Genomic DNA, 23,367 nt, shown 5'->3' with positions numbered 1-23,367 from the left:
CATGGCAGATTACCAGGGTAAAAAAGTCGTCATTATCGGGTTAGGATTGACCGGACTGTCGTGCGTGGACTTCTTCCTTGCCCGCGGCGTGACGCCGCGCGTGATGGATACCCGCATCGCTCCGGCAGGCCTGGATAAACTGCCTGCGGCGGTGGAACGCCATCTCGGCAGCCTGAACGAAGACTGGCTGCTGGCCGCTGATTTAATCATCGCAAGCCCTGGTATGGCTTTGGCACTCCCGGCATTAAGCAAAGCGGCGGAGAACGGCGTAGAAATTATTGGCGACATCGAGCTGTTCTGCCGCGAAGCGCAGGCGCCGATAGTCGCCATCACCGGTTCTAACGGTAAAAGCACCGTGACGACGCTGGTCGGAGAAATGGCGAAAGCGGCAGGGGTTAACGTTGGGGTCGGGGGCAATATTGGCCTGCCGGCGCTGATGCTTCTCGAGCAACACTGCGAGCTGTACGTGCTTGAACTGTCCAGCTTCCAGCTGGAAACTACCCACAGCCTGAAAGCGGCGGCGGCCACGATCCTTAACGTGACCGAGGATCATATGGATCGCTATCCGTTCGGCCTGCAGCAGTATCGTGCGGCTAAGCTGCGCGTTTATGAAAACGCCGACGTTTGCGTAGTGAACGCGGATGATGCACTCACCATGCCGGTACGCGGCGCGGACGAGCGCTGCATCAGCTTTGGCGTCGACGTGGGGGATTATCATCTCAACCGCCAGCAGGGCGATACCTGGCTGCGCGTGAAGGGTGAGAAGGTGCTGAACACCAAAGAGATGAAAGTGGTGGGGCAGCATAACTATACCAATGCGCTGGCTGCGCTGGCGCTGGCTGATGCGGTGAAGCTCCCGCGTTCCAGCAGCCTGAAGGCGCTGACCACCTTCACCGGTCTGGCCCATCGCTTCCAGCTGGCCTATGAACATAACGGTGTGCGCTGGATTAACGATTCCAAAGCCACCAACGTTGGCAGCACCGAAGCGGCGCTGAACGGCCTGCACGTTGATGGCACGCTGCACCTGCTGCTGGGCGGCGACGGCAAATCTGCTGATTTCTCCTCGCTTGCACCGTATCTGCAGGGTTCTAACGTCCGTATCTACTGCTTTGGCCGTGACGGTGCTGAACTGGCGCAGCTGCGTTCTGACATTGCCGAGCAAACCGAAACTATGGCGCAGGCCATGGCGCTGATTGGTCCGCGTGTACAGCCTGGCGATCTGGTGCTGCTGTCCCCGGCCTGCGCGAGCCTCGACCAGTTCAAAAACTTTGAGCAGCGCGGCGATGTCTTTACCCAATTAGCGAAGGAGCTTGGCTGATGCGTTTATCACTCCCTCGCCTGCGTATGCCACGTATTCCCGGATATGCCATCCTGGCATGGGTGTCCTCGGCGTTAAAAGGCTGGGTGATGGGTTCCCGCGAGGGCGACTCCAACAGCATGGTGCTTTACGATCGAACCTTACTGTGGCTGACGTTTGGTCTGGCGGCCGTGGGTTTCATCATGGTGACCTCGGCATCGATGCCTGTCGGTCAGCGTCTGGCAAACGATCCGTTCCTTTTTGCCAAACGTGACGGGCTTTATATCATTCTGGCTTTTGTGCTCTCCATGATAACGCTGCGCCTGCCGATGGAGTTCTGGCAGCGCCACAGTACGGCGATGCTGCTATTGTCCATCGCCATGCTGCTGATAGTTCTGGTCGTAGGGAGCTCGGTTAACGGGGCATCCCGCTGGATTGCCTTCGGTCCGCTGCGTATACAGCCTGCTGAATTTACCAAGCTGTCGCTGTTCTGTTACCTGGCAAACTACCTGGTTCGTAAGGTGGATGAAGTCCGTAACAACCTGCGTGGCTTCCTCAAACCGATGGGCGTGATTCTGGTGATGGCGGTTCTGCTGCTTGCCCAGCCTGACCTCGGTACCGTTGTTGTCCTGTTCGTCACGACACTTGCGATGCTATTCCTGGCCGGCGCAAAACTCTGGCAGTTCCTGGCCATCATCGGCATGGGGATCTCGGCGGTTATCCTGCTGATCCTCGCCGAACCGTATCGTATTCGCCGTGTGACCTCCTTCTGGAACCCGTGGGAAGATCCGTTTGGCAGCGGCTACCAGCTGACGCAGTCCCTGATGGCATTCGGACGCGGTGAACTCTGGGGCCAGGGCTTAGGAAACTCGGTGCAAAAACTGGAGTATCTGCCGGAAGCGCACACTGACTTTATCTTCTCTATTATCGGCGAAGAACTGGGATATATCGGTGTGGCACTGGCATTAATGATGGTATTCTTCGTCGCTTTTCGCGCGATGTCCATCGGCAGACGCGCCCTCGATATGGACCAGCGTTTCTCGGGCTTCCTGGCCTGTTCAATCGGTATCTGGTTCAGTTTCCAGGCGCTGGTTAACGTAGGGGCTGCTGCGGGGATGTTACCGACGAAAGGTCTGACGCTGCCGCTCATCAGTTACGGTGGCTCCAGCCTGATAATTATGTCTACGGCAATTGTGATGTTGCTACGAATCGATTATGAAACGCGTCTGGCAAAAGCCCAGGCGTTTACGCGGGGTGTGCGATGAGCAATCAATCCCGGCGGTTAATGGTGATGGCAGGCGGCACCGGGGGACACGTTTTCCCGGGGCTTGCGGTAGCCCATCATCTGATGGACCAGGGCTGGCAGGTTCGCTGGCTCGGCACTGCCGACCGAATGGAAGCGGACCTTGTTCCGAAGCACGGCATTGAAATCGACTTTATTCGGATTTCTGGCCTGCGCGGAAAAGGACTGAAAGCAATGCTGCTGGCACCGGTGCGTATCTTCAACGCCTGGCGGCAGGCAAGAGCGATCATGAAGGCGTATCGTCCGCAGGTCGTGCTGGGTATGGGCGGCTATGTCTCAGGTCCTGGTGGTCTGGCGGCGTGGTCCCTTGGCATTCCGGTTGTGCTCCACGAGCAAAATGGGATTGCGGGCCTGACTAACAAATGGCTCGCAAAAATCGCTAAAAAAGTCATGCAGGCATTCCCTGGCGCATTCCCGAACGCGGATGTCGTTGGGAATCCGGTACGCACCGATGTGTTGGCACTTCCACTGCCACAAGAACGTTTTGCTGGCCGTGAAGGGCCGGTACGCGTGCTGATAGTCGGTGGTTCGCAGGGCGCTCGCGTGCTCAACCAGACTATGCCACAGGTAGCAGGGCGACTCGGTGGAGGCGTCACTATCTGGCACCAGTGTGGTAAAGGCGCTCAGGCTGTTGTACAGCAGGCGTATGCCGAGGCAGCGCAGCCGCAGCATAAAGTATCCGAGTTTATTGATGATATGGCTGCTGCCTATGCATGGGCAGACATTGTGGTTTGTCGCTCCGGTGCGTTAACCGTCAGCGAAATCGCGGCCGCAGGATTGCCTGCGCTGTTCGTTCCCTTTCAGCACAAAGACCGGCAGCAGTACTGGAACGCGCTGCCGCTGGAAAAGGCAGGCGCCGCAAAAATACTGGAGCAACCGCAGTTTACCGTGGATGCCGTTACCGAAACGCTCTCCGGATGGGACAGAGCAACGTTGCTGGCGATGGCCGAACGTGCGCGTGCTGCCTCCATTCCTGATGCAACTGAGCGGGTAGCCAAAGAAGTCAGCGCCGCAGCACTGGCGTAAAGATTTAAAGGTTGTGGGTGGACGTTCACCCGTGAATTTTTGATGTAATAGCGCAATGCGCTGCAGGTTAGAGAATGAATACACAACAACTGGCGAAACTGCGTTCTATCGTGCCCGAGATGCGTCGCGTCCGGCACATCCACTTCATTGGTATCGGCGGCGCCGGTATGGGCGGTATTGCCGAAGTTCTGGCCAATGAAGGTTATCAGATTAGCGGTTCTGACCTGGCGCCGAACCCGGTTACGCAACAGTTGTCGGCACTGGGTGCCACTATTTATTTTAATCACCGCCCGGAAAACGTGCGTGATGCAAGCGTTGTGGTGGTTTCTACCGCCATTTCACAGGATAACCCGGAAATTGTTGCCGCTCATGAAGCTCGTATCCCGGTTATTCGTCGCGCTGAGATGCTGGCGGAACTGATGCGTTTTCGCCACGGCATTGCCATTGCGGGGACGCACGGCAAGACCACCACAACCGCGATGGTTTCAAGCATTTATGCAGAAGCAGGCCTGGATCCTACGTTCGTTAACGGCGGTCTGGTAAAAGCAGCGGGAACGCACGCTCGCCTGGGGCATAGCCGTTATTTGATCGCGGAAGCGGATGAGAGCGATGCGTCATTCCTCCATCTGCAGCCGATGGTCTCTGTCGTGACCAACATCGAAGCTGACCACATGGATACCTACCAGGGCGACTTCGAGAATTTAAAGCAGACATTTATTAATTTTCTGCACAATCTGCCGTTTTATGGTCGGGCAGTGATGTGCGTGGACGATCCGGTTATTCGTGAGCTGTTACCACGCGTAGGTCGTCAGACAACAACCTACGGTTTCAGCGAAGATGCGGACGTGCGCATTGAGTCTTATCAGCAGAAAGGGCCTCAGGGTCATTTCACTATCGTGCGACGGGAATTACCTGCGCTGCATGTGACGCTGAACGCACCTGGACGCCATAACGCTCTGAACGCAGCAGCAGCAGTTGCCGTTGCTACAGAAGAAGGCATTGATGACGAGGCCATTCAGCGCGCGCTGGAAAGCTTCCAGGGCACGGGACGTCGTTTTGATTTCCTCGGTGAATATCCTTTGGCGCCCGTTAATGGCAAAGAGGGAAGCGCAATGCTGGTGGACGACTATGGTCACCACCCAACGGAAGTGGATGCGACGATTAAAGCAGCACGTGCAGGCTGGCCGGATAAAAATCTGGTTATGATTTTCCAGCCGCACCGCTACACGCGTACGCGCGACCTGTATGACGATTTTGCTAACGTCCTGTCGCAGGTAGATTCTCTGCTGATGCTGGACGTTTATGCTGCCGGAGAAGCTGCTATTCCAGGGGCTGACAGTCGCTCACTGTGCCGCACCATTCGCGGTCGCGGTAAAGTTGACCCGATTCTGGTTCCTGATGCGACCCAGGTGGCAGAAATACTCGCCCCTGTGTTGACGGGAAATGACCTGATCATCGTGCAAGGTGCCGGTAACGTCGGGAAAGTTGCCAGAAACCTGGCTGAAATCAAATTGCAGCCCCAAACTAAAGAGGAGGACCATCATGGCTGATAAAATAGCTGTTTTGTTGGGTGGTACTTCCGCTGAGCGTGATGTCTCTTTGCAATCTGGTGCCGCGGTGTTGGCTGGGCTACAGGAAGCTGGTGTTGATGCACATGGTGTCGATCCAAAAGATACCGCCGTTACTGAACTTAAAGCTCAGGGATTTGACAAAGTATTCATAGCCTTGCACGGACGTGGCGGCGAAGACGGCACGCTTCAGGGACTATTAGAGTTTCTGGCGTTGCCGTATACCGGCAGCGGCGTGATGGCTTCGGCCATCACTATGGATAAACTGCGTACCAAATTGCTCTGGCAGGGCGCGGATTTACCGGTTGCTCCGTGGGTTGCGTTAACTCGCCGCGATGTAGAAGCAGGCATTACAGCAGGCACTGTGGAGCGCATCGCGCAGCTTGGTCTGCCGGTTATCGTGAAGCCGAGCCGCGAAGGTTCAAGCGTTGGCATGTCGAAGGTTGATGATGTGGCAGCATTACCAGCCGCGCTGGAGCTGGCATTTGAGCATGACGAAGAGATCCTGATCGAGAAGTGGCTGAGCGGGCCTGAATACACGGTAGCCATCCTCGGCGAGGAAATATTACCGTCAATTCGTATTCAACCGGCTGGAACCTTCTATGATTATGAGGCGAAGTATCTCTCTGATGAGACACAGTATTTCTGCCCGAGTGGTTTAATTGAGCTGCGAGAGCAAGAATTGCAGGCATTAGTGCTGCAGGCATGGCAAGTTTTAGGCTGTAGCGGTTGGGGCCGGGTAGATGTCATGCTCGATAGTGACGGGCAGTTTTATCTGCTGGAAGTGAACACTTCACCCGGCATGACCAGCCATAGTCTTGTACCCATGGCGGCGCGGGAGGCAGGGATGACGTTTTCACAGCTGGTAGTGCGTATTCTGGAGTTAGCAGACTGATATGTCCCAGGCAGCCCTGAATGCGCGTAACCGCGAGGAAGAACAAGCTGACAGCAATAGCCGCCGGAGTAACGGTGGACGGCTGGCGGGAATCATCTTCCTGAGCGCGGTGTTGCTTACGGTGTTTATCGGTGGCTGGATTGTGGTCGGCTGGATGGAAGACGCCCAGCGTCTGCCGCTCTCTAAGCTGGTTGTCACGGGTGAACGGCATTACACGCGCAACGACGATATTCGCCAGTCCATCCTGGCTCTGGGGCCTCCGGGCACCTTTATGACGCAGGATGTGAATATCATCCAGCAGCAGATCGAACGTTTGCCATGGATTAAACAGGCTAGTGTAAGAAAGCAGTGGCCGGACGAATTGAAGATTCATCTGGTTGAATTTGTTCCCATCGCGCGCTGGAATGATCAGCATATGATTGACGCCGAGGGTAATTCCTTCAGCGTGCCGGCAGAACGGACAGGAAAGCAGACTTTACCTATGTTATCTGGCCCGGAAGGCAGTGAAGGTGAAGTGTTGCAGGGCTATCGCGCAATGGGCGAAGTGCTGGCAAAGGATAAATTCACGTTGAAAGAAGCGGCAATGACCGCTCGTCGTTCCTGGCAGTTGACGCTCAACAATGGCATCAAGCTCAATCTGGGCCGGGGCGATACGATGAAACGCCTGAGTCGTTTTGTGGAATTGTACCCAATTCTGCAACAGCAGGAGCAAGCCGAGGGCAAGCAGGTAAGCTACGTCGACTTGCGGTATGACTCTGGCGCGGCAGTGGGCTGGCAGCCCGCTCCCGTACAGGACGCTAATCCTAATCAGCAACAGAATCAGTCACAGGCAGAATAACAATGATCAAGGCGACGGACAGAAAACTGGTAGTAGGACTGGAGATCGGGACCGCGAAGGTCGCCGCTTTAGTAGGGGAAGTTCTGCCCGACGGTATGGTCAATATTATCGGCGTGGGTAGCTGTCCATCCCGTGGTATGGACAAAGGTGGCGTAAACGACCTCGAATCGGTCGTCAAATGTGTGCAGCGGGCAATAGATCAGGCTGAATTGATGGCGGACTGCCAGATCTCATCAGTTTATCTGGCGCTGTCAGGCAAGCATATTAGCTGCCAGAACGAAATTGGTATGGTGCCTATCTCTGAAGAAGAGGTTACGCAGGAAGACGTTGAGAACGTCGTCCATACCGCGAAATCGGTGCGTGTTCGTGACGAACATCGCGTTCTGCATGTAATCCCGCAGGAATACGCCATTGATTATCAGGAAGGGATCAAAAATCCGGTAGGGTTATCGGGTGTGCGAATGCAGGCCAAGGTGCATTTGATCACCTGCCACAACGACATGGCGAAAAACATCGTTAAAGCCGTGGAACGCTGTGGCCTGAAAGTTGACCAACTGATTTTTGCCGGGCTGGCTGCGAGCTATGCCGTATTAACCGAAGACGAACGTGAACTCGGCGTCTGCGTAGTTGATATCGGTGGTGGTACAATGGATATCGCGGTCTACACTGGCGGCGCGCTGCGCCACACCAAAGTTATTCCTTATGCAGGAAACGTGGTGACCAGTGATATCGCTTATGCCTTTGGTACGCCTCCAAGCGATGCCGAAGCCATTAAAGTCCGCCACGGCTGTGCGCTGGGGTCGATTGTCGGTAAAGATGAGAACGTTGAAGTACCCAGCGTCGGTGGGCGTCCACCTCGCAGCCTGCAGCGCCAGACGCTTGCAGAAGTCATTGAACCGCGCTACACCGAGCTGCTAAACCTGGTCAATGAAGAGATTTTACAGTTACAAGAGCAGCTTCGCCAACAGGGTGTTAAGCATCATCTGGCGGCGGGGATTGTGTTAACTGGCGGTGCAGCACAAATTGAAGGCCTCGCGGCCTGTGCTCAGCGCGTGTTCCATACGCAGGTGCGTATCGGACAACCGCTAAATATTACTGGCCTGACTGATTATGCCCAGGAGTCGTACTATTCGACTGCCGTTGGCTTGCTGCACTACGGGAAAGAGTCTCATCTCAGTGGTGAAGCAGAAGTGGAAAAACGGACCTCTGTCGGCTCATGGGTCAAGCGATTCAACAGCTGGCTGAGAAAAGAGTTTTAATTTTTATAAGAGACCGGACAAAATTAGCGGTCTCAGGCGACAGGCACAAAACGGAGAGAAACTATGTTTGAACCTATGGAACTGACCAACGACGCGGTGATTAAAGTCATCGGCGTCGGTGGCGGCGGCGGTAATGCCGTTGAACACATGGTGCGCGAGCGCATCGAAGGCGTTGAATTCTTCGCAGTCAATACCGACGCGCAGGCGCTGCGCAAGACTGCTGTAGGCCAGACAATCCAGATTGGTAATGCTGTTACCAAAGGTCTGGGCGCTGGCGCTAACCCTGAAGTGGGCCGTACCGCTGCGGAAGAAGACCGTGATGCGTTGCGTGCTGCGCTGGAAGGGGCTGATATGGTATTTATCGCCGCAGGTATGGGCGGGGGTACCGGTACAGGTGCAGCACCTGTTGTTGCCGAAGTCGCAAAAGATTTGGGTATCCTGACCGTTGCCGTTGTGACTAAGCCTTTTAACTTTGAAGGTAAGAAGCGCATGGCATTCGCTGAGCAGGGGATCGCCGAGCTGTCCAAGCACGTGGATTCTCTGATCACCATTCCAAACGACAAGCTGCTGAAAGTGCTGGGTCGTGGCATCTCTCTGCTGGACGCTTTTGGCGCAGCAAACGATGTGCTGAAAGGGGCGGTGCAGGGTATCGCGGAACTGATTACTCGTCCGGGTCTGATGAACGTCGACTTCGCTGACGTGCGTACCGTGATGTCCGAGATGGGTTATGCCATGATGGGCTCCGGTGTTGCCAGCGGCGAAGACCGTGCAGAAGAAGCGGCCGAAATGGCTATCTCCAGCCCGCTGCTGGAAGATATCGACCTGTCTGGTGCGCGCGGCGTGCTGGTTAACATCACCGCTGGCTTTGACCTGCGTCTGGATGAGTTCGAAACCGTGGGTAACACTATCCGTGCGTTTGCCTCTGACAACGCTACCGTAGTGATCGGGACTTCTCTGGACCCAGAGATGAACGACGAACTGCGCGTGACTGTTGTTGCGACAGGTATCGGTATGGACAAGCGTCCTGAAATTACTCTGGTCACTAACAAGCAGCAGACTCAGCAACCTGTTCTCGACCGCTACCAGCAGCACGGTATGGCGCCCCTGACTCAGGAGCAAAAACCAGCTGCGAAAGTAGTGAATGACAATACGCCACAGACTGCGAAAGAACCTGACTACCTGGATATTCCAGCATTTTTGCGTAAGCAAGCTGATTAAGAATAAACCGGAAGTTGGGCATCTCCGCTCTTTGTGCTAAACTGGCCCACCGTTAGTGATATACACTTCGGTTGGATAGTTAATTTGGCGAGATTAAACGATGATCAAACAAAGGACACTTAAACGTATCGTTCAGGCGACTGGCGTCGGTTTACACACCGGCAAAAAGGTCACACTGACGCTGCGCCCTGCGCCGGCCAATACCGGGGTCATCTATCGTCGCACTGACTTGAATCCTCCGGTAGATTTTCCGGCAGATGCCAAATCCGTGCGTGATACCATGCTCTGTACTTGCCTGGTGAACGAGCACGATGTGCGGATTTCTACCGTAGAGCACCTTAACGCGGCCCTGGCTGGGTTGGGTATCGACAACATTATGATTGAAGTCGATGCACCAGAAATCCCAATCATGGACGGTAGTGCTGCGCCGTTTGTCTACCTGCTGCTTGATGCCGGGATTGACGAACTGAACTGCGCGAAGAAATTTGTACGCGTCAAAGAGACGGTTCGTGTTGAAGATGGCGATAAATGGGCTGAATTCAGGCCGTACAATGGTTTCTCGTTGGACTTTACCATCGACTTTAACCATCCGGCGATTGATGCCAGTACCCAGCGTTACAGCATGAATTTCTCTGCTGACGCCTTTATGCGCCAGATCAGCCGCGCTCGTACTTTCGGTTTTATGCGTGATATCGAATATCTGCAGTCCCGTGGTTTGTGCCTGGGCGGCAGCTTCGATTGTGCCATCGTTGTTGACGATTATCGCGTACTGAACGAAGACGGCCTGCGTTTTGAAGATGAATTCGTTCGTCACAAAATGCTGGATGCTATCGGTGACCTGTTCATGTGTGGCCACAACATTATCGGCGCGTTTACCGCCTTTAAATCTGGTCATGCGCTGAACAACAAGCTGTTGCAGGCAGTTTTAGCGAAGCAGGAGGCCTGGGAATGGGCAACCTTCGAAGACGACGCTGAACTTCCACTGGCCTTTAAAGCACCCACTATGGTGCTGGCGTAACGCCAACGCTCACGATGACGACTGGTTTTTATTGGTACTCTCTCCGGCCAATGAAGCCAGTCGTTCTATCGCAGCTCTTAATTTCTCCGGGCTACGTTTAGCCACTTCTCTTAATGCTTCCGCACTCTGTTCGCTCAATTCCCGATTGACCTCAAATTGCCCGTTCGGCATCTGACTGCTGTTTTCTTGTACGGAATCCTTACCAGTTGCAGCCAACGATGGATTAATCCTGATGTCGATTGACGTCAATGATGGTAATATTTGTGCGCGTAATGCACTTAACAGCGTGGATTGTTCATAGCGTAATCGCATCAACCAGCTGGCATTCGCCGTTTCGAGTACGAGAACCCCTTGCCGAAAGTTTGCAACCCGGCACCAGGGATGCAGTTGAGCCGGTAATATGCCCCTCACTGCCCGGTTGAGCCTTATCAAGGCTGTCGCGCGTTGTTGCACATTCTGCAATACGCTTTGCGCTCCGGCCTCATCGAACAGATTATCTAAAGATTGCGGGCGACTATCGCGCATACATTAAGCTCCGGCGGAAAAAGTGATTGGTATTTTAAATCGTTGGCGACAATTTGGCAGACGTTATTTCTGGCCGCATCTCCTGTTGGGGATGGTCGCGGCGAGTTTTGGCATGCCTGCGCTCAGCGGAAATACCGAGCATTCTACCCCAGCGGAAACCACCGCCAGTTCTCAAGACTATCTTAACCAGGCCAGTTTCAACAGCCTGGTGTTGTTACAGGAGAGCACCCGGCGACAGACGTTTACGGTAGATTACTGGCATCAGCATGCCATTCGCACAGTCATTCGCCATCTTTCTTTTGCTATGGCGCCGCAAGTGCTGCCAGTGGAAGAAAGCCTGCCGCTTCAGGCTCAGCATCTCGCTTTGCTGGATACGCTCAATGCGTTACTCACCCAGGAAAGCAAACCACCTGTCATTATTCGTCACATCTCACTCTGGCAGCGCCCGGCAGTCGCGACCTTTACCCCCGCGCTGTGGATAAGCCAGGTGCAGGGTATCCGTGCCGGGCCCGAACGCCTCAGCTAAGCAAAACATCCTTTAATTATAACACTATTTGTCGATCTGCTTTTAGCAGGCGTTTGAGAATTTATTATGCTAATCAAATTGTTAACTAAAGTCTTTGGTAGTAGGAACGACCGTACCTTGCGTCGTATGCGTAAAGTTGTGACCATGATCAACGGTCTGGAACCGACAATGGAAAAGCTCACCGATGATGAGCTGAAGGCTAAAACCGTTGAGTTCCGCGCCCGCCTTGAAAAGGGTGAGGTGCTGGAAAATCTCATTCCTGAAGCGTTTGCCGTCGTACGTGAAGCAAGTAAGCGCGTATTTGGCATGCGTCACTTCGACGTGCAGCTGCTTGGCGGTATGGTACTTAACGACCGCTGCATCGCGGAAATGCGTACCGGTGAAGGTAAAACCCTTACTGCAACCCTGCCAGCTTACCTCAATGCGCTAAGTGGCAAAGGCGTCCACGTCATTACCGTGAACGACTATCTTGCCCAGCGAGATGCCGAAAACAACCGTCCGTTGTTCGAGTTCCTGGGCCTGAGCGTGGGTATTAACCTGCCAAACATGCCTGCACCAGCCAAGCGCGAAGCGTATGCCGCGGATATTACCTACGGTACTAACAACGAATACGGCTTTGACTACCTGCGTGACAACATGGCGTTCAGCCCGGAAGAGCGCGTACAGCGTAAACTGCATTACGCGCTGGTGGATGAGGTTGACTCAATTCTTATCGATGAAGCCCGTACGCCGCTGATTATCTCCGGCCCGGCTGAAGACAGCTCCGAGCTGTACAAAAGAGTCAACAAAATCATTCCACACCTGATCCGTCAGGAAAAAGAAGACTCCGACACCTTTGAAGGTGAAGGTCACTTCTCCGTGGATGAAAAATCTCGCCAGGTTCACCTCACCGAACGCGGTCTGGTGCTGATTGAAGAACTGCTGATGAACGAAGGCATGATGGAAGAGGGGGAATCGCTGTACTCCCCAACCAATATCATGCTGATGCACCACGTAACCGCTGCGCTGCGTGCCCACGCGCTGTTTACCCGTGACGTTGACTACATCGTTAAAGATGGTGAAGTCATCATCGTTGATGAGCACACCGGCCGTACCATGCAGGGACGTCGCTGGTCTGATGGTCTGCACCAGGCTGTAGAAGCCAAAGAAGGCGTGGATATCCAGAACGAAAACCAGACGCTGGCCTCAATTACTTTCCAGAACTACTTCCGTCTGTATGAAAAACTGGCCGGTATGACCGGTACTGCGGATACCGAAGCGTTCGAATTCAGCTCAATCTACAAACTCGACACCATCGTTGTCCCAACAAACCGTCCGATGATCCGTAAAGACATGCCGGATCTGGTCTACATGACCGAGCTGGATAAAATCGGCGCGATTATTGAAGACATCAAAGAGCGTACAACGAACGGGCAGCCGGTGCTGGTGGGGACCATCTCCATCGAAAAATCCGAAGTAGTTTCTGCAGAGCTGACCAAAGCAGGCATCAAGCACAACGTTCTGAACGCCAAGTTCCACGCTAACGAAGCAGGCATCGTTGCCCAGGCGGGTTACCCGGCGGCAGTGACTATTGCAACCAACATGGCTGGTCGTGGTACAGATATTGTGCTGGGCGGCAGCTGGCAGGAAGAAGTGGCTCAACTCGAAGAGCCAACCCCTGAGCAAATTGCTCAGATCAAAGCAGACTGGCAGATTCGCCACGATGCCGTTCTGGCCTCAGGTGGTCTGCACATCATTGGTACCGAGCGTCACGAATCTCGCCGTATCGATAACCAGCTGCGCGGCCGTGCTGGTCGTCAGGGTGATGCGGGTTCTTCTCGTTTCTACCTGTCTATGGAAGATGCTCTGATGCGTATCTTCGCCTCAGACCGTGTGTCCAGCATGATGCGTAAACTGGGTATGAAGCCGGGTGAAGCGATTGAACACCCGTGGGTCACCAAAGCCATTGCCAACGCACAGCGTAAGGTTGAAAGCCGTAACTTCGATATTCGTAAGCAGCTGCTGGAATATGATGATGTGGCGAACGACCAGCGTCGCGCTATTTACTCCCAGCGTAACGAACTGCTGGACGTGAGCGACGTTAGCGAAACCATCAGCAGCATCCGTGAAGATGTCTTTAAAACCACGATCGATGCGCACATCCCACCTCAGTCTCTGGAAGAGATGTGGGATGTTCAGGGCCTTACGGATCGCCTGAAAAATGACTTCGACCTTGATATGCCAATCAAGGAGTGGCTGGACAAAGAGCCAGAGCTGCATGAAGAGACGCTGCGTGAGCGTATTCTGCAGAACGCGATTGAAGTTTATCAGCGTAAAGAGGAAGTGGTTGGCGTCGAGATGATGCGTTACTTCGAGAAAGGCGTCATGCTGCAGACTCTGGATTCTCTGTGGAAAGAGCATCTTGCGGCAATGGATTACCTTCGCCAGGGCATCCACCTGCGTGGCTACGCGCAAAAAGATCCTAAGCAGGAATACAAGCGCGAATCCTTCTCGATGTTTGCGGCCATGCTTGAATCACTGAAATACGAAGTGATCAGCACGCTGTGTAAAGTCCAGGTTCGCATGCCGGAAGAAGTGGAAGCGATGGAGCAGCAGCGTCGTGAAGAGGCCGAGCGTCTGGCCCAGATGCAGCAGCTGAGCCACGTTGACTCAGAAACACAGGCAGCACAGGAACTGGCTGAGGAGACTGGTGAACGCAAAGTGGGTCGTAACGATCCGTGCCCATGCGGTTCCGGTAAGAAATTTAAGCAGTGCCACGGCCGTTTGAGCTAAGCACCTTCCGAAAGATAAAGGCGCAGCTTGCTGCGCCTTTTTTACAGGGATCATCTGAACAATAATGAAACAGTTGAAAATTGCAGCGGGGATTATTCGCAATCCTCAGGGTGATGTTTTTATCACGCGTCGTCCTGCCGATGTGCATATGGCGAATAAACTGGAATTCCCAGGCGGCAAAATTGAAGCCGATGAAACGCCCGAGCAGGCGCTGGTCAGGGAATTAGAGGAAGAGCTTGGCATTACTGCCACCCGCTACTCGCGCTACGAAACCATCGTATGGGAAAAGGATGCGCTGCATATTACGCTGTGGTTCTTTATGGTGGACGAATGGCAGGGCGAGCCGTGGGGCAGGGAAGGACAGCAGGGACAGTGGATTGCGGTGAATAAACTGGTCGCCAGCGAATTCCCTCCCGCCAACGAACCCGTCGTTAAGAAACTCCAGCAGCCTTAAGGATGCTGAGATAACTGACAAAGAAGGAAAAAACGTGGTTTTTCCTTCCTTGTGGTTATTCGAAAATCAATAGTATTTCTCAGGTTAGATCTCGTCGTCTATCAAACGTTTTAGCTAAGGCATTAGTCTGAGCCCTAAGGCTGCTGCTCTTCGCTCCAGCCGTCGCTATCTGAAAGATCGTTGTTGCTGGGGATGCGTTTTTCTTCTGCAGCCCACTCGCCTAAATCAATTAGCTGGCAGCGTTTACTGCAAAATGGACGGTAGGGGCTTGTCTCATTCCAGATAACGGCTCTGCCGCAGCCGGGGCAGTTTACTACGGTTGGTTCAGACATTTTGTCTCCTTAACAGCACGCCAGATCGAAATCCAGACGCTCAGGAATAATTCCATGCTCGCTATCCAGCGGCAAAAAACGAATCGCAAAACGGCTTTTATGGCCGGAGATCTGCGGGTAAACCTGATCTACAAGCTCCATGCGTAATCGCAGAAGATCGGCATCGTCGCCGTTGTCCTGGTAGAAGCCATTGATGCTGGTCTGTTTGCGTAACGGTGCGGAGTGACGAATGATATCCAGCAGTAATTCCAGCGAACTCTTTAGCGGTTGCAGGCTGTTGAGCCAGAGTTCAATCTGATCGTCACGCTGCTTTTGTGGCAGGTGCAGCCAAAGGTGCAGGGTTGGCAGGTCAAAGCTACAGCAACCGCCAGGAATGCTCAGACGCTGTCGAACCAGCGCAATAAGACGATCTTCACGCAAATACTGTCCTATACGTGGTGCGGACATTAACACGCTGCCGCGATCTTTCAACTGGCTACGCAAAGAGTCGATGCGCTGCATATCGACACCCGGCACTTCTGACCAGTTCAGAAGCTTACGTTGTTGACGCTCCAGCTCTTTTAAAATGTCAGTTCGTATTTCACCTCGTTCAAATACATCCAGCAGATCGCCAAGATTGCGGAAAAAATGCAGGGCGCTGGCCGCATCGGTAACAGGAAGAGAGGATTCAAACTGCTGGGTCAGAAATTCTATACGCAGCCAGGTGCGCATTTTTTCATTCAGGGGGTGCTCATAAAGGATCTGAGTGGTCATTATTTTTTATCCAGTTGTGCGGCCTGACTCGCCAGTTTCAGATACTGGCGGTGCAAACGGTCAACATGAACGGCCACCTCGTCGGGGGAGCCGTCGTTATTAATCACATCATCGGCAACGGCCAGGCGCTGTTCGCGGGTCACCTGGGCGGCAAGGATCTGCTCGGCATGCTGGCGGCTGACATTATCGCGGCCAGTGGTCCGTGCGATTTGTATTTCTGGAGAAACATCCACAACCAGCACGCGGTCTGCTTTGTGCTGCAGATGATTTTCTACTAAGAGAGGCACCACCCATAATGCATAGGGCGAACGGGCGCTGCTGATTTCTGTTTGGGTTCGCTGATGGATAAGCGGATGTAAAAGGGCATTGAGCCACCGTTTTTCATCCGCCTGATCAAAAATTTTTTCGCGGAGCATCCGACGATTAAGCGAGCCGTCTGGCAGCAAAATTTCATTACCAAAATGTGCCGAAATTTCGCTCAAAGCTGGCTGTCCTGGCTCTACAACCTGACGTGCGATGATGTCAGCGTCGATGACGGCGATACCCAGGCGGGAAAAATGGTTGGCGACAGTACTTTTTCCGCTCCCTATTCCACCTGTTAATGCAACCGTATAAACCATGAAAGCAGGACCTTAAATCTATGTTTAATCAAATAGATAGAGTGTTTTTTGGCCTGAGCATGTAAAGCATAAAAAAAACGGCAAGAAGACATTTCAGAATCCCGTGATACCGTTTTGCTCTTTCTCAGGTAAATTTTAACGATTGTAGCGTAAAAAAGACTGTTTTCGCAGTCTTGCGGCGCCATTATTAGTGCGTATGATAGCGTCACTGGAGTTGGCAGTTGTACCGCCGATAACGTTCCCGCGTCCATCGCCATTTACCAGGAATTCGCAACATGCGTATTGAAGAAGATTTGAAGTTAGGTTTTAAAGACGTTCTGATCCGCCCGAAACGTTCCACTCTGAAAAGCCGCTCTGATGTAGAACTTGAGCGCCAGTTTACTTTCAAACATTCCGGTATTGCATGGTCTGGTGTGCCAATTATCGCCGCAAACATGGATACTGTGGGTACCTTTGGCATGGCGCAAGCGCTGGCCTCCTTCGATATCCTCACTGCCGTGCACAAGCACTATTCCGTTGAGCAGTGGAGTGCCTTCGTTAAATCCGTTCCTGAAAATGTTCTGCGCCACGTGATGGTTTCTACCGGCACGTCTGAAGCAGACTTCAATAAAACAAAACAGATTCTGGCGCTACATCCGGGCCTGACCTTTATCTGTATCGATGTGGCGAACGGCTACTCCGAGCATTTCACCCAGTTCGTCAGCAAAGCGCGTGAAGCATGGCCAGATAAAACTATCTGTGCCGGTAACGTGGTCACTGGTGAGATGTGTGAAGAGCTGATCCTCTCTGGCGCTGATATCGTTAAAGTTGGCATCGGCCCTGGTTCCGTCTGCACGACTCGCGTGAAAACTGGCGTTGGCTACCCTCAACTGTCTGCGGTCATTGAATGTGCTGATGCGGCACACGGCCTTGGTGGACAGATTGTCAGTGACGGTGGCTGTACCGTTCCGGGTGACGTTGCAAAAGCCTTCGGTGGCGGTGCGGACTTCGTTATGCTGGGCGGCATGCTCGCCGGTCACGAAGAGAGCGGCGGCACCGTGGTTGAAGAGAACGGCGAAAAATTCATGCTGTTCTACGGCATGAGCTCTGAGTCCGCCATGACTCGTCACGTTGGTGGCGTTGCGCAGTACCGTGCGGCAGAAGGCAAAACCGTTAAGCTGCCCCTGCGTGGCCCCGTTGAAAATACTGCCCGCGATATCATGGGCGGCCTGCGTTCAGCCTGTACTTACGTTGGTGCATCCCGACTGAAAGAGCTGACTAAACGTACAACCTTTATCCGCGTTGCGGAGCAAGAGAACCGCGTATTTAACAGTCTGTAAGCTGTTCGTGGCGCAGCGTCCGCTGCGCCATTATCCCCCGCTCATGGCATCCCCCAGCTGGAATATCGGCAAATACATGGCGATGACCAGCGTGCCGATGATGAGGCCAATGATCACCATCATCATGGGTTCGAGAGCGGAAGCCAGGTTATCGGCAAGCTCCTGCGTTTGTCCATGGTGCCAGATAGCCAGCTTCTCCAGCATTAAATCCAGCGCCCCAGACTCTTCACCGATGCGTATCATTTGCGCGCACAGAGGCGAAAAGCATCCGGCCGAACTGACGAGCTGCCAGAAGGGCATGCCTTGAGCAACATGAAGGCCAATCTGATGAATGACTTTTTTCCAGAATATCGCTGGGATGGTCTGCTCAACGGCTGCCAGCCCCTGAAGCAAAGGAATACCCGCCTGCTGAGAAAGGGAGAGTGTAGTGTAAATCTGGCTGAGCATTTGTCCGCGCCATAAAGGCGCAACAAGGGGAAGCCTGAGCAAAAGCGTTTGCTCTTGTTCCTGCCACTGTGGTTTTCGCCGTCGTAACAGTAGCCAGATTGCTACCAACAATATGAAGCCAGAAAGCCACCAGAGACCTTGAGAAACTACCCACCTGGAAATCGCCATCACCCCGACTGTAATCGTAGGCAGTGGTGCGTTAAACGAACGATAGATGGCGGCAAACTCCGGGAGTACAAAACCCATCATGCCAGCCATCACCGCGAGTGCGACCACCATGATAAAGAGAGGGTAACGCAGCGCTTTTTTTACTTTTTTATGAAGTAAGTGAAGCTGTTCCTGTTGCTCTGCCAGGCGGCGCGTACATTCATCGAGTTTGCCTGTCAGCTCACCTATATGCACCAGCGCGATAAAAAGCGGCGGAAATATTTTTGGCCACTGGCGAAGCGCGTCGGAGAAAGGTGTCCCGTGAGAGACCTGCTGACTAATCCTCTGTAGCAGCGCGCGCCATTCGCCATATGGATGCTGATTTGCCATCAAATTCAGCCCGTCTGCAAGAGAGATCCCAGCCTGTAGTAGCGTCGCCAGTTGACGAAACAGCTGGATTTTTTGCTGGATATGCCAGCATCCACGCCGTGCCTGGGAGCGCTTACGTACGCTGATTAACTGCAGCTGCCGATCCAGGAGTTGCTCAATCACTCCCCCTCTCTCTTCTGCGAGCGAGGCACCTTTATGAAGCTGTCCGTACCGATCGATTGCAGTCCAGGTCCAGATAGTCACTTTAGCCATGGGGTACACCCAATACGCGATATACCTCTTCAAGGGTGGTCAACTCTTGTGACACGGCCATACAGCCATTCTCAAACAAGCTGACCATGCCATGCTGGCGGGCGATCTCTTCAAGCTCGTGCATCTGGGCTCCCCTGGTTAAAGCGACGCGCAGGGCGTTATTTACAGGCAGGATTTCGAATAACGCTGTACGGCCGTAATATCCGCCATAGCAACGCTCACAGCCAACCGCCTGCCAGTCAGGAAGAGGTTCAGGCCAGGTGCTTTGCGGCAGGATGTGTTCATGTGTTCCTCTACGTTTGCAGTGGGGACACAGTTTGCGAATCAGGCGCTGAGCAATGACGAGCTGAAGTGCGGAGCCCAGCAGCCAGCGGGCGATGCCCATCTGTTCAAGACGGATCACCGTCTCTATCGTTGAATTTGTATGAAGGGTTGAGAGAACCAGGTGTCCGGTCTGGGCGGCTTTAATGGCGATTTCAGCCGTTTCGGCATCACGAATTTCCCCAATCATGATGACATCGGGATCCTGACGCAGCAGCGCGCGAAGCACGTTCTGAAAGTTCAGGCCAGCCTTGATATTCACCTGAGTCTGATTGAGCCCCGGCAGCGGGATTTCTACCGGATCTTCCACGCTGCAAACATTGGTATCCGTTTTACTTAATGCATTGAGCGCGCTGTAGAGGGTCACCGTTTTGCCGCTGCCAGTAGGGCCGGTGACCAGGATAATTCCTTGCGGTAACGCCAGCGCCGACTGAAAGAGTTTTGCGTCACGCATCGACATTCCCAGCCCGCCAGGTTTCAGTGGCTGTTCAGTTTGCTGAAGCAGACGCAGAACAACTTTTTCCCCATGTCGAACCGGAAGCGTTGAAATTCGGAAGGAGGCCTTACCGCCCCCCAGTTCCATGTCCATCTGCCCGTCCTGAGGCAGGCGGCGTTCTGCTATATCAAGATTACCGAGCACCTTGAGTCTGGCCGTGATAGCAGCAGAGAGGTGAGCGGGGAGGGTAGGCTGTAGCTGCAATACACCATCTATCCGCAATCGGATCCTGTAATGCTGTTCCGCTGGCTCAAAATGGATGTCTGATGCCCGCAGATCCATAGCCTTCTGTAGCGTCTCGTTCAGTAAGGTCACAATGGAGAGGCTGCTTTCCGGTAATTCCTCGTGTTGAGGTTCATCCGGGAGATGTCTGGCCTTTTCCAGACGCTCCGCGGGCCAAATCTCCAGCTCAATGTGTTTATCGCAAACAAAACGGAGTGCTTCAAACAGTTGTGCTGGAGGATTAGGAGCGGCCGCAATTTTTATGCGAGTATCTTCTTCGCCTAGTAATACAGCATTAAATTGCGAGCACAGCGCGAGCACCTGCGGGCTGGTTGACATACTTATTCCCCCGTGGACTCGTTATCAAAGCGGAAAACTTCTTCGCAGGATTGTTTCAGCGAGCCGTTGTCAGCGACGGCGCAGCTTCTGGACCATCCCTTCACGCCTTCAGCATCTGACCAGCTCGGCGTCAGTTGCACAGACAAGCCATTCAATGTTTCCTGACCGGTGAGCGCAATCACCCCCTGGTTTACCGTCATACTGCTGACATAACGGGTAGTTCTCACTGCCGGAATGCTGTTGCTACCCGCATTACATTGCGTGACACCTCCTCGATCGATGGCACAAAGCTCTACCGCAGTGCGATAGGGGGTGAAGGTTTGCAGCATATCGGTGAGTGCCGCTTTGCGAAGGTAGCTCTGGTAGGCCGGAATGCCGATGGCGCTAAGAATGGCAATAATGCCAATGACCACCATCAGTTCAATAAGGGTAAATCCTTGCTGTTTGTTCATCTGTCGCTCCTTGTTAAAGAGACGACACTTTGCCAACAGAAAAAATCGCTGGCGACGATCAAAAGGAGCTTCAGGAAGCCGCTTTCCAGGGGTTTTCGATTATTTGCATAATCAGACAGGAGCTTTGCGAAGCACTACGCAAAAAGGTAATGCAGACGGGCCTGTTGACCCATCTGCATGGAGGGAGTTAGCGGAAACGCATCGAGAGATCGAGAGCGCGAATGTGCTTAGTCAGCGCGCCAACAGAGATGAAATCAACGCCAGTCATAGCAAATTCACGGATAGTTTCTTTCGTTACGTTGCCCGAGACTTCAAGGCGCGCTTTGCCTGCGGTTAATGCGACCGCCTGCTGCATCTGCCCGACGTCGAAGTTGTCCAGCATGATGATGTCAGCCCCCGCTTTCAGGGCCTGCTCCAGCTCATCCAGCGACTCGACCTCCACTTCAACCGGCACGTCCGGATGTAGCCAGAAAGCTTTTTCAACCGCCTGGCGAATCGAACCTGAAGAAATAATATGGTTTTCTTTAATCAGGAAGGCGTCAGACAGGCCCAGACGATGGTTGCTGCCGCCGCCGCAAAGTACGGCGTATTTCAGCGCGGTGCGCAGTCCTGGCAGAGTTTTTCGGGTATCTAATAGCTGGGTATTCGTCCCTTCAAGCAGGTTTACGTAGGTACTGACTTCACTGGCGACACCGGACAGCGTCTGCACAAAGTTCAGCGCGGTACGTTCACCCGTCAGAAGAACGCGTGACGGTCCATCAAGCTCAAATAGCGGTTGATTTACCGTCACTTTTTGCCCATCTTCCACGTGCCATTTCACTTTTACGTCACCCCCGAGCTGAATAAAGACCTCTTCAACCCAGCGTTTACCACAGAACACGCCATCTTCGCGGGTGATGACCACCGCATGTGAGATATGGTCTTCCGGCAACAGTTGAGCAGTGATGTCTTTATTCGGGTCAACGTCACCGCCAAGATCTTCGCGCAGGGCAAGAGAAACGGCCTGAGGAATATCAAGGCTGATACGTTCGAGAAGCTCGTCACGTCGGCGATCTGGGTTATAACGGCGGGGCGGCATAAAAACTCCGAAATGGCAAAGTTAAGGTCGAAACATGCTACTCTGATGCGACGTCGAGTACCACTCAAAGGAGAACCACGCATGCAGCTTTTAGACGGCTGGCTGGTGGGCGTAAAGCATGTACCTTCCCCACATTTTGATTGCCGACCGGAAGACGATTCCCCTTCGCTGCTGGTGGTGCATAACATCAGTCTGCCACCGGGTGAATTTGGTGGTCCGTGGATTGATGCATTGTTTACCGGTACGCTCGATCCTGACGCTCATCCCTATTTTGCAGACATCTCACATTTGCGAGTCTCCGCGCATTGTCTGATTCGCCGCGACGGCGAAATTGTGCAATACGTTCCCTTTGATAAACGGGCCTGGCACGCCGGGGTCTCGGTATATCAGGGACGCGAGCGATGTAATGACTTCTCCATAGGTATTGAGCTGGAAGGAACGGATACGGTGCCCTACACTGACGAGCAATATCAGCAGCTCGCTGCCCTTACCCGTTTGTTAATTAAGCAATATCCGTCTGTTGCAGAGAACATGACAGGCCATTGTGATATCGCGCCCGTACGCAAGACCGATCCGGGTCCCTCTTTTGACTGGCCGCGTTTTCGTCAGTTGGTGGAAGTCACGTCGAATAAGGAGATGCCATGACGCTGTTTACCCTTTTGCTGGTCATTATCTGGGAGCGGCTGTTCAAGATGGGCCAGCACTGGCAGCTGGATCATCGCCTTGAGGTGCTGTTTGGGCGCGTGAAGCACTTTTCTATGTTCCGCACGTTGCTGATGGCTGCGCTTTGTATGCTGGCTGTGTTTCTGTGTATCAAAGGCTTACAGGGGCTGTTCTTTAATGTGCCGCTGCTGGTGTTCTGGATTGCGCTGGGCGTGTTGTGCATTGGCGCCGGTCAGGTTCGGCTGCATTATCATGAATATCTGAAAGCGGCCAGCCACGACGATCTTCATGCCAGAGATAAAATGGCAGGCGAGTTAACCTTGATCCACGGTATTCCTCCTGAATGCGACGAGCGCGAATATCTCAAAGAACTGCAAAACGGGCTGCTGTGGATTAACTTCCGCTATTACCTGGCGCCGCTGTTCTGGTTTGTCGTCGGCGGTGTCTGGGGGCCAGTCACGCTTGTTGGCTATGCGTTTCTGCGGGCCTGGCAAACCTGGCTTGCCCGGCATCATACGCCGCATCAGCGCCTGCTCTCGGGGATTGACGCGATATTACATGTGCTGGACTGGGTACCCGTGCGCCTGGTTGGGGTCGTCTACGCCCTTATTGGCCACGGTGAAAAGGCGCTCCCGGCGTGGTTTGCATCACTTGCCGATCGCCATACCTCGCAGTACCAGGTTCTGACACAGCTGGCGCAATATTCTCTGGCTCGTGAACCTCATCTTGATAAGGTTAAAACGCCAAAAGCGGCGGTTTCTATGGCTAAGAAAGCGTCGCTGGTCGTTGTCGTTGTGGTGGCACTGCTGACAATTTACGGCACTCTCGTTTAAGAGA

Annotated in this window: 23 protein-coding genes; 15 read left to right on the top strand and 8 right to left on the bottom strand. The window is 53.6% G+C overall.

Annotated elements, in window-relative coordinates; translation table 11 throughout:
• The first annotated feature begins 1 nt into the window (after position 1).
• From murD to lpxC, 9 genes are all read left to right on the top strand, one after another.
• On the top strand, positions 2-1,318 hold the full coding sequence (murD, locus tag HYQ67_RS02405) for a UDP-N-acetylmuramoyl-L-alanine--D-glutamate ligase (RefSeq protein WP_202301210.1): 1,317 nt from the start codon (positions 2-4) through the stop codon (positions 1,316-1,318).
• Positions 1,318-2,562: a cell division protein FtsW gene (gene ftsW / locus HYQ67_RS02400; protein ID WP_202301209.1), complete on the top strand. Its 1,245-nt coding sequence runs from the start codon at positions 1,318-1,320 to the stop codon at positions 2,560-2,562. The genes murD and ftsW overlap by 1 nt, the downstream gene beginning before the upstream one ends.
• Positions 2,559-3,626: an undecaprenyldiphospho-muramoylpentapeptide beta-N-acetylglucosaminyltransferase gene (gene murG, locus HYQ67_RS02395; RefSeq protein WP_202301208.1), complete on the top strand. Its 1,068-nt coding sequence runs from the start codon at positions 2,559-2,561 to the stop codon at positions 3,624-3,626. The genes ftsW and murG overlap by 4 nt, the downstream gene beginning before the upstream one ends.
• 74 nt (positions 3,627-3,700) lie before the next feature.
• Complete coding sequence (gene murC / locus HYQ67_RS02390) at positions 3,701-5,176, top strand: UDP-N-acetylmuramate--L-alanine ligase (RefSeq protein ID WP_202301207.1); 1,476 nt, start codon at positions 3,701-3,703, stop codon at positions 5,174-5,176.
• On the top strand, positions 5,169-6,089 hold the full coding sequence (locus tag HYQ67_RS02385; protein ID WP_202301206.1) for a D-alanine--D-alanine ligase: 921 nt from the start codon (positions 5,169-5,171) through the stop codon (positions 6,087-6,089). The genes murC and HYQ67_RS02385 overlap by 8 nt, the downstream gene beginning before the upstream one ends.
• Position 6,090: 1 nt before the next feature.
• A complete protein-coding gene (ftsQ, locus tag HYQ67_RS02380) occupies positions 6,091-6,927 on the top strand; it encodes a cell division protein FtsQ (RefSeq protein ID WP_202301205.1) in 837 nt (278 codons plus the stop codon).
• A gap of 2 nt (positions 6,928-6,929) precedes the next feature.
• Positions 6,930-8,186 carry a cell division protein FtsA gene (gene ftsA, locus HYQ67_RS02375; protein WP_202301204.1) on the top strand — a complete coding sequence of 419 codons (1,257 nt, stop codon included), beginning with the start codon at positions 6,930-6,932 and terminating at the stop codon, positions 8,184-8,186.
• Between the two features lie 63 nt (positions 8,187-8,249).
• The gene (ftsZ, locus tag HYQ67_RS02370; RefSeq protein WP_202301202.1) at positions 8,250-9,404 is read left to right on the top strand and encodes a cell division protein FtsZ; all 1,155 of its coding nucleotides are present in this window, start codon (positions 8,250-8,252) and stop codon (positions 9,402-9,404) included.
• A gap of 100 nt (positions 9,405-9,504) precedes the next feature.
• Entirely contained in the window at positions 9,505-10,422 is a 918-nt protein-coding gene (gene lpxC / locus HYQ67_RS02365) for a UDP-3-O-acyl-N-acetylglucosamine deacetylase (protein ID WP_202301200.1), read from the top strand.
• A gap of 9 nt (positions 10,423-10,431) precedes the next feature.
• On the opposite strand, the gene HYQ67_RS02360 is transcribed toward lpxC, so the two are convergent.
• Positions 10,432-10,947: a DUF721 domain-containing protein gene (locus HYQ67_RS02360; protein WP_202301198.1), complete on the bottom strand. Its 516-nt coding sequence runs from the start codon at positions 10,945-10,947 to the stop codon at positions 10,432-10,434.
• Positions 10,948-10,969: 22 nt separating this feature from the next.
• On the opposite strand from HYQ67_RS02360, the gene secM reads away from it, so the two are divergent.
• The 3 genes from secM (at position 10,970) to mutT (ending at position 14,699) form a co-directional block, all read left to right on the top strand.
• The gene (gene secM / locus HYQ67_RS02355; protein ID WP_202301196.1) at positions 10,970-11,473 is read left to right on the top strand and encodes a secA translation cis-regulator SecM; all 504 of its coding nucleotides are present in this window, start codon (positions 10,970-10,972) and stop codon (positions 11,471-11,473) included.
• Positions 11,474-11,539: 66 nt separating this feature from the next.
• Positions 11,540-14,245, top strand: coding sequence for a preprotein translocase subunit SecA (gene secA, locus HYQ67_RS02350; RefSeq protein WP_202301194.1), 2,706 nt, complete (start codon positions 11,540-11,542; stop codon positions 14,243-14,245).
• A 64-nt stretch (positions 14,246-14,309) separates the two neighbouring features.
• Complete coding sequence (gene mutT, locus HYQ67_RS02345) at positions 14,310-14,699, top strand: 8-oxo-dGTP diphosphatase MutT (RefSeq protein WP_202301192.1); 390 nt, start codon at positions 14,310-14,312, stop codon at positions 14,697-14,699.
• Positions 14,700-14,833: 134 nt separating this feature from the next.
• Here the strand turns inward: mutT and yacG are convergent, their stop codons facing one another.
• Genes yacG through coaE form a run of 3 tightly spaced genes read right to left on the bottom strand, consistent with a single transcriptional unit; the run spans position 14,834 to position 16,404 of the window.
• Entirely contained in the window at positions 14,834-15,031 is a 198-nt protein-coding gene (yacG, locus tag HYQ67_RS02340; protein WP_202301190.1) for a DNA gyrase inhibitor YacG, read from the bottom strand.
• Positions 15,032-15,040: 9 nt separating this feature from the next.
• A complete protein-coding gene (zapD, locus tag HYQ67_RS02335; RefSeq protein ID WP_202301188.1) occupies positions 15,041-15,784 on the bottom strand; it encodes a cell division protein ZapD in 744 nt (247 codons plus the stop codon).
• Entirely contained in the window at positions 15,784-16,404 is a 621-nt protein-coding gene (coaE, locus tag HYQ67_RS02330; protein WP_202301186.1) for a dephospho-CoA kinase, read from the bottom strand. The genes zapD and coaE overlap by 1 nt, the downstream gene beginning before the upstream one ends.
• Positions 16,405-16,679: 275 nt before the next feature.
• On the opposite strand from coaE, the gene HYQ67_RS02325 reads away from it, so the two are divergent.
• Positions 16,680-17,723: a GMP reductase gene (locus HYQ67_RS02325; protein WP_202301185.1), complete on the top strand. Its 1,044-nt coding sequence runs from the start codon at positions 16,680-16,682 to the stop codon at positions 17,721-17,723.
• A gap of 30 nt (positions 17,724-17,753) precedes the next feature.
• On the opposite strand, the gene hofC is transcribed toward HYQ67_RS02325, so the two are convergent.
• The 4 genes from hofC to nadC all read right to left on the bottom strand — a co-directional run bounded on the left by hofC (position 17,754) and on the right by nadC (position 21,867).
• Entirely contained in the window at positions 17,754-18,959 is a 1,206-nt protein-coding gene (hofC, locus tag HYQ67_RS02320; protein ID WP_202301184.1) for a protein transport protein HofC, read from the bottom strand.
• Positions 18,952-20,337: a type II secretion system protein GspE gene (gspE, locus tag HYQ67_RS02315; RefSeq protein WP_202301183.1), complete on the bottom strand. Its 1,386-nt coding sequence runs from the start codon at positions 20,335-20,337 to the stop codon at positions 18,952-18,954. The genes hofC and gspE overlap by 8 nt, the downstream gene beginning before the upstream one ends.
• Positions 20,338-20,339: 2 nt before the next feature.
• A complete protein-coding gene (gene ppdD / locus HYQ67_RS02310; protein WP_202301182.1) occupies positions 20,340-20,789 on the bottom strand; it encodes a prepilin peptidase-dependent pilin in 450 nt (149 codons plus the stop codon).
• A gap of 187 nt (positions 20,790-20,976) precedes the next feature.
• On the bottom strand, positions 20,977-21,867 hold the full coding sequence (gene nadC, locus HYQ67_RS02305; RefSeq protein WP_202301181.1) for a carboxylating nicotinate-nucleotide diphosphorylase: 891 nt from the start codon (positions 21,865-21,867) through the stop codon (positions 20,977-20,979).
• Positions 21,868-21,948: 81 nt separating this feature from the next.
• On the opposite strand from nadC, the gene ampD reads away from it, so the two are divergent.
• Together ampD and ampE are read left to right on the top strand one after the other, a co-directional pair.
• Complete coding sequence (ampD, locus tag HYQ67_RS02300; RefSeq protein ID WP_202301180.1) at positions 21,949-22,512, top strand: 1,6-anhydro-N-acetylmuramyl-L-alanine amidase AmpD; 564 nt, start codon at positions 21,949-21,951, stop codon at positions 22,510-22,512.
• Complete coding sequence (gene ampE, locus HYQ67_RS02295; protein WP_202301179.1) at positions 22,509-23,363, top strand: beta-lactamase regulator AmpE; 855 nt, start codon at positions 22,509-22,511, stop codon at positions 23,361-23,363. Before ampD ends, ampE begins: the two co-directional genes overlap by 4 nt.
• Positions 23,364-23,367 lie beyond the last annotated feature (4 nt).

Origin of the sequence: Dryocola clanedunensis subsp. sulfonylureivorans, assembly GCF_016756775.1 — a bacterium.
Classification (GTDB): domain Bacteria; phylum Pseudomonadota; class Gammaproteobacteria; order Enterobacterales; family Enterobacteriaceae; genus Dryocola; species Dryocola clanedunensis.
This window is presented reverse-complemented; position numbering and strand designations above follow the sequence as displayed.

Coding starts and splice junctions, on each gene's coding strand:
- murD (WP_202301210.1), top strand. CDS start 2: ATGGCAGATTACCAGGGTAAAAAAGTCGTCATTATCGGGTTAGGATTG.
- ftsW (WP_202301209.1), top strand. CDS start 1,318: ATGCGTTTATCACTCCCTCGCCTGCGTATGCCACGTATTCCCGGATAT.
- murG (WP_202301208.1), top strand. CDS start 2,559: ATGAGCAATCAATCCCGGCGGTTAATGGTGATGGCAGGCGGCACCGGG.
- murC (WP_202301207.1), top strand. CDS start 3,701: ATGAATACACAACAACTGGCGAAACTGCGTTCTATCGTGCCCGAGATG.
- HYQ67_RS02385 (WP_202301206.1), top strand. CDS start 5,169: ATGGCTGATAAAATAGCTGTTTTGTTGGGTGGTACTTCCGCTGAGCGT.
- ftsQ (WP_202301205.1), top strand. CDS start 6,091: ATGTCCCAGGCAGCCCTGAATGCGCGTAACCGCGAGGAAGAACAAGCT.
- ftsA (WP_202301204.1), top strand. CDS start 6,930: ATGATCAAGGCGACGGACAGAAAACTGGTAGTAGGACTGGAGATCGGG.
- ftsZ (WP_202301202.1), top strand. CDS start 8,250: ATGTTTGAACCTATGGAACTGACCAACGACGCGGTGATTAAAGTCATC.
- lpxC (WP_202301200.1), top strand. CDS start 9,505: ATGATCAAACAAAGGACACTTAAACGTATCGTTCAGGCGACTGGCGTC.
- HYQ67_RS02360 (WP_202301198.1), bottom strand. CDS start 10,947: ATGCGCGATAGTCGCCCGCAATCTTTAGATAATCTGTTCGATGAGGCC.
- secA (WP_202301194.1), top strand. CDS start 11,540: ATGCTAATCAAATTGTTAACTAAAGTCTTTGGTAGTAGGAACGACCGT.
- mutT (WP_202301192.1), top strand. CDS start 14,310: ATGAAACAGTTGAAAATTGCAGCGGGGATTATTCGCAATCCTCAGGGT.
- yacG (WP_202301190.1), bottom strand. CDS start 15,031: ATGTCTGAACCAACCGTAGTAAACTGCCCCGGCTGCGGCAGAGCCGTT.
- zapD (WP_202301188.1), bottom strand. CDS start 15,784: ATGACCACTCAGATCCTTTATGAGCACCCCCTGAATGAAAAAATGCGC.
- coaE (WP_202301186.1), bottom strand. CDS start 16,404: ATGGTTTATACGGTTGCATTAACAGGTGGAATAGGGAGCGGAAAAAGT.
- HYQ67_RS02325 (WP_202301185.1), top strand. CDS start 16,680: ATGCGTATTGAAGAAGATTTGAAGTTAGGTTTTAAAGACGTTCTGATC.
- hofC (WP_202301184.1), bottom strand. CDS start 18,959: ATGGCTAAAGTGACTATCTGGACCTGGACTGCAATCGATCGGTACGGA.
- gspE (WP_202301183.1), bottom strand. CDS start 20,337: ATGTCAACCAGCCCGCAGGTGCTCGCGCTGTGCTCGCAATTTAATGCT.
- ppdD (WP_202301182.1), bottom strand. CDS start 20,789: ATGAACAAACAGCAAGGATTTACCCTTATTGAACTGATGGTGGTCATT.
- nadC (WP_202301181.1), bottom strand. CDS start 21,867: ATGCCGCCCCGCCGTTATAACCCAGATCGCCGACGTGACGAGCTTCTC.
- ampD (WP_202301180.1), top strand. CDS start 21,949: ATGCAGCTTTTAGACGGCTGGCTGGTGGGCGTAAAGCATGTACCTTCC.
- ampE (WP_202301179.1), top strand. CDS start 22,509: ATGACGCTGTTTACCCTTTTGCTGGTCATTATCTGGGAGCGGCTGTTC.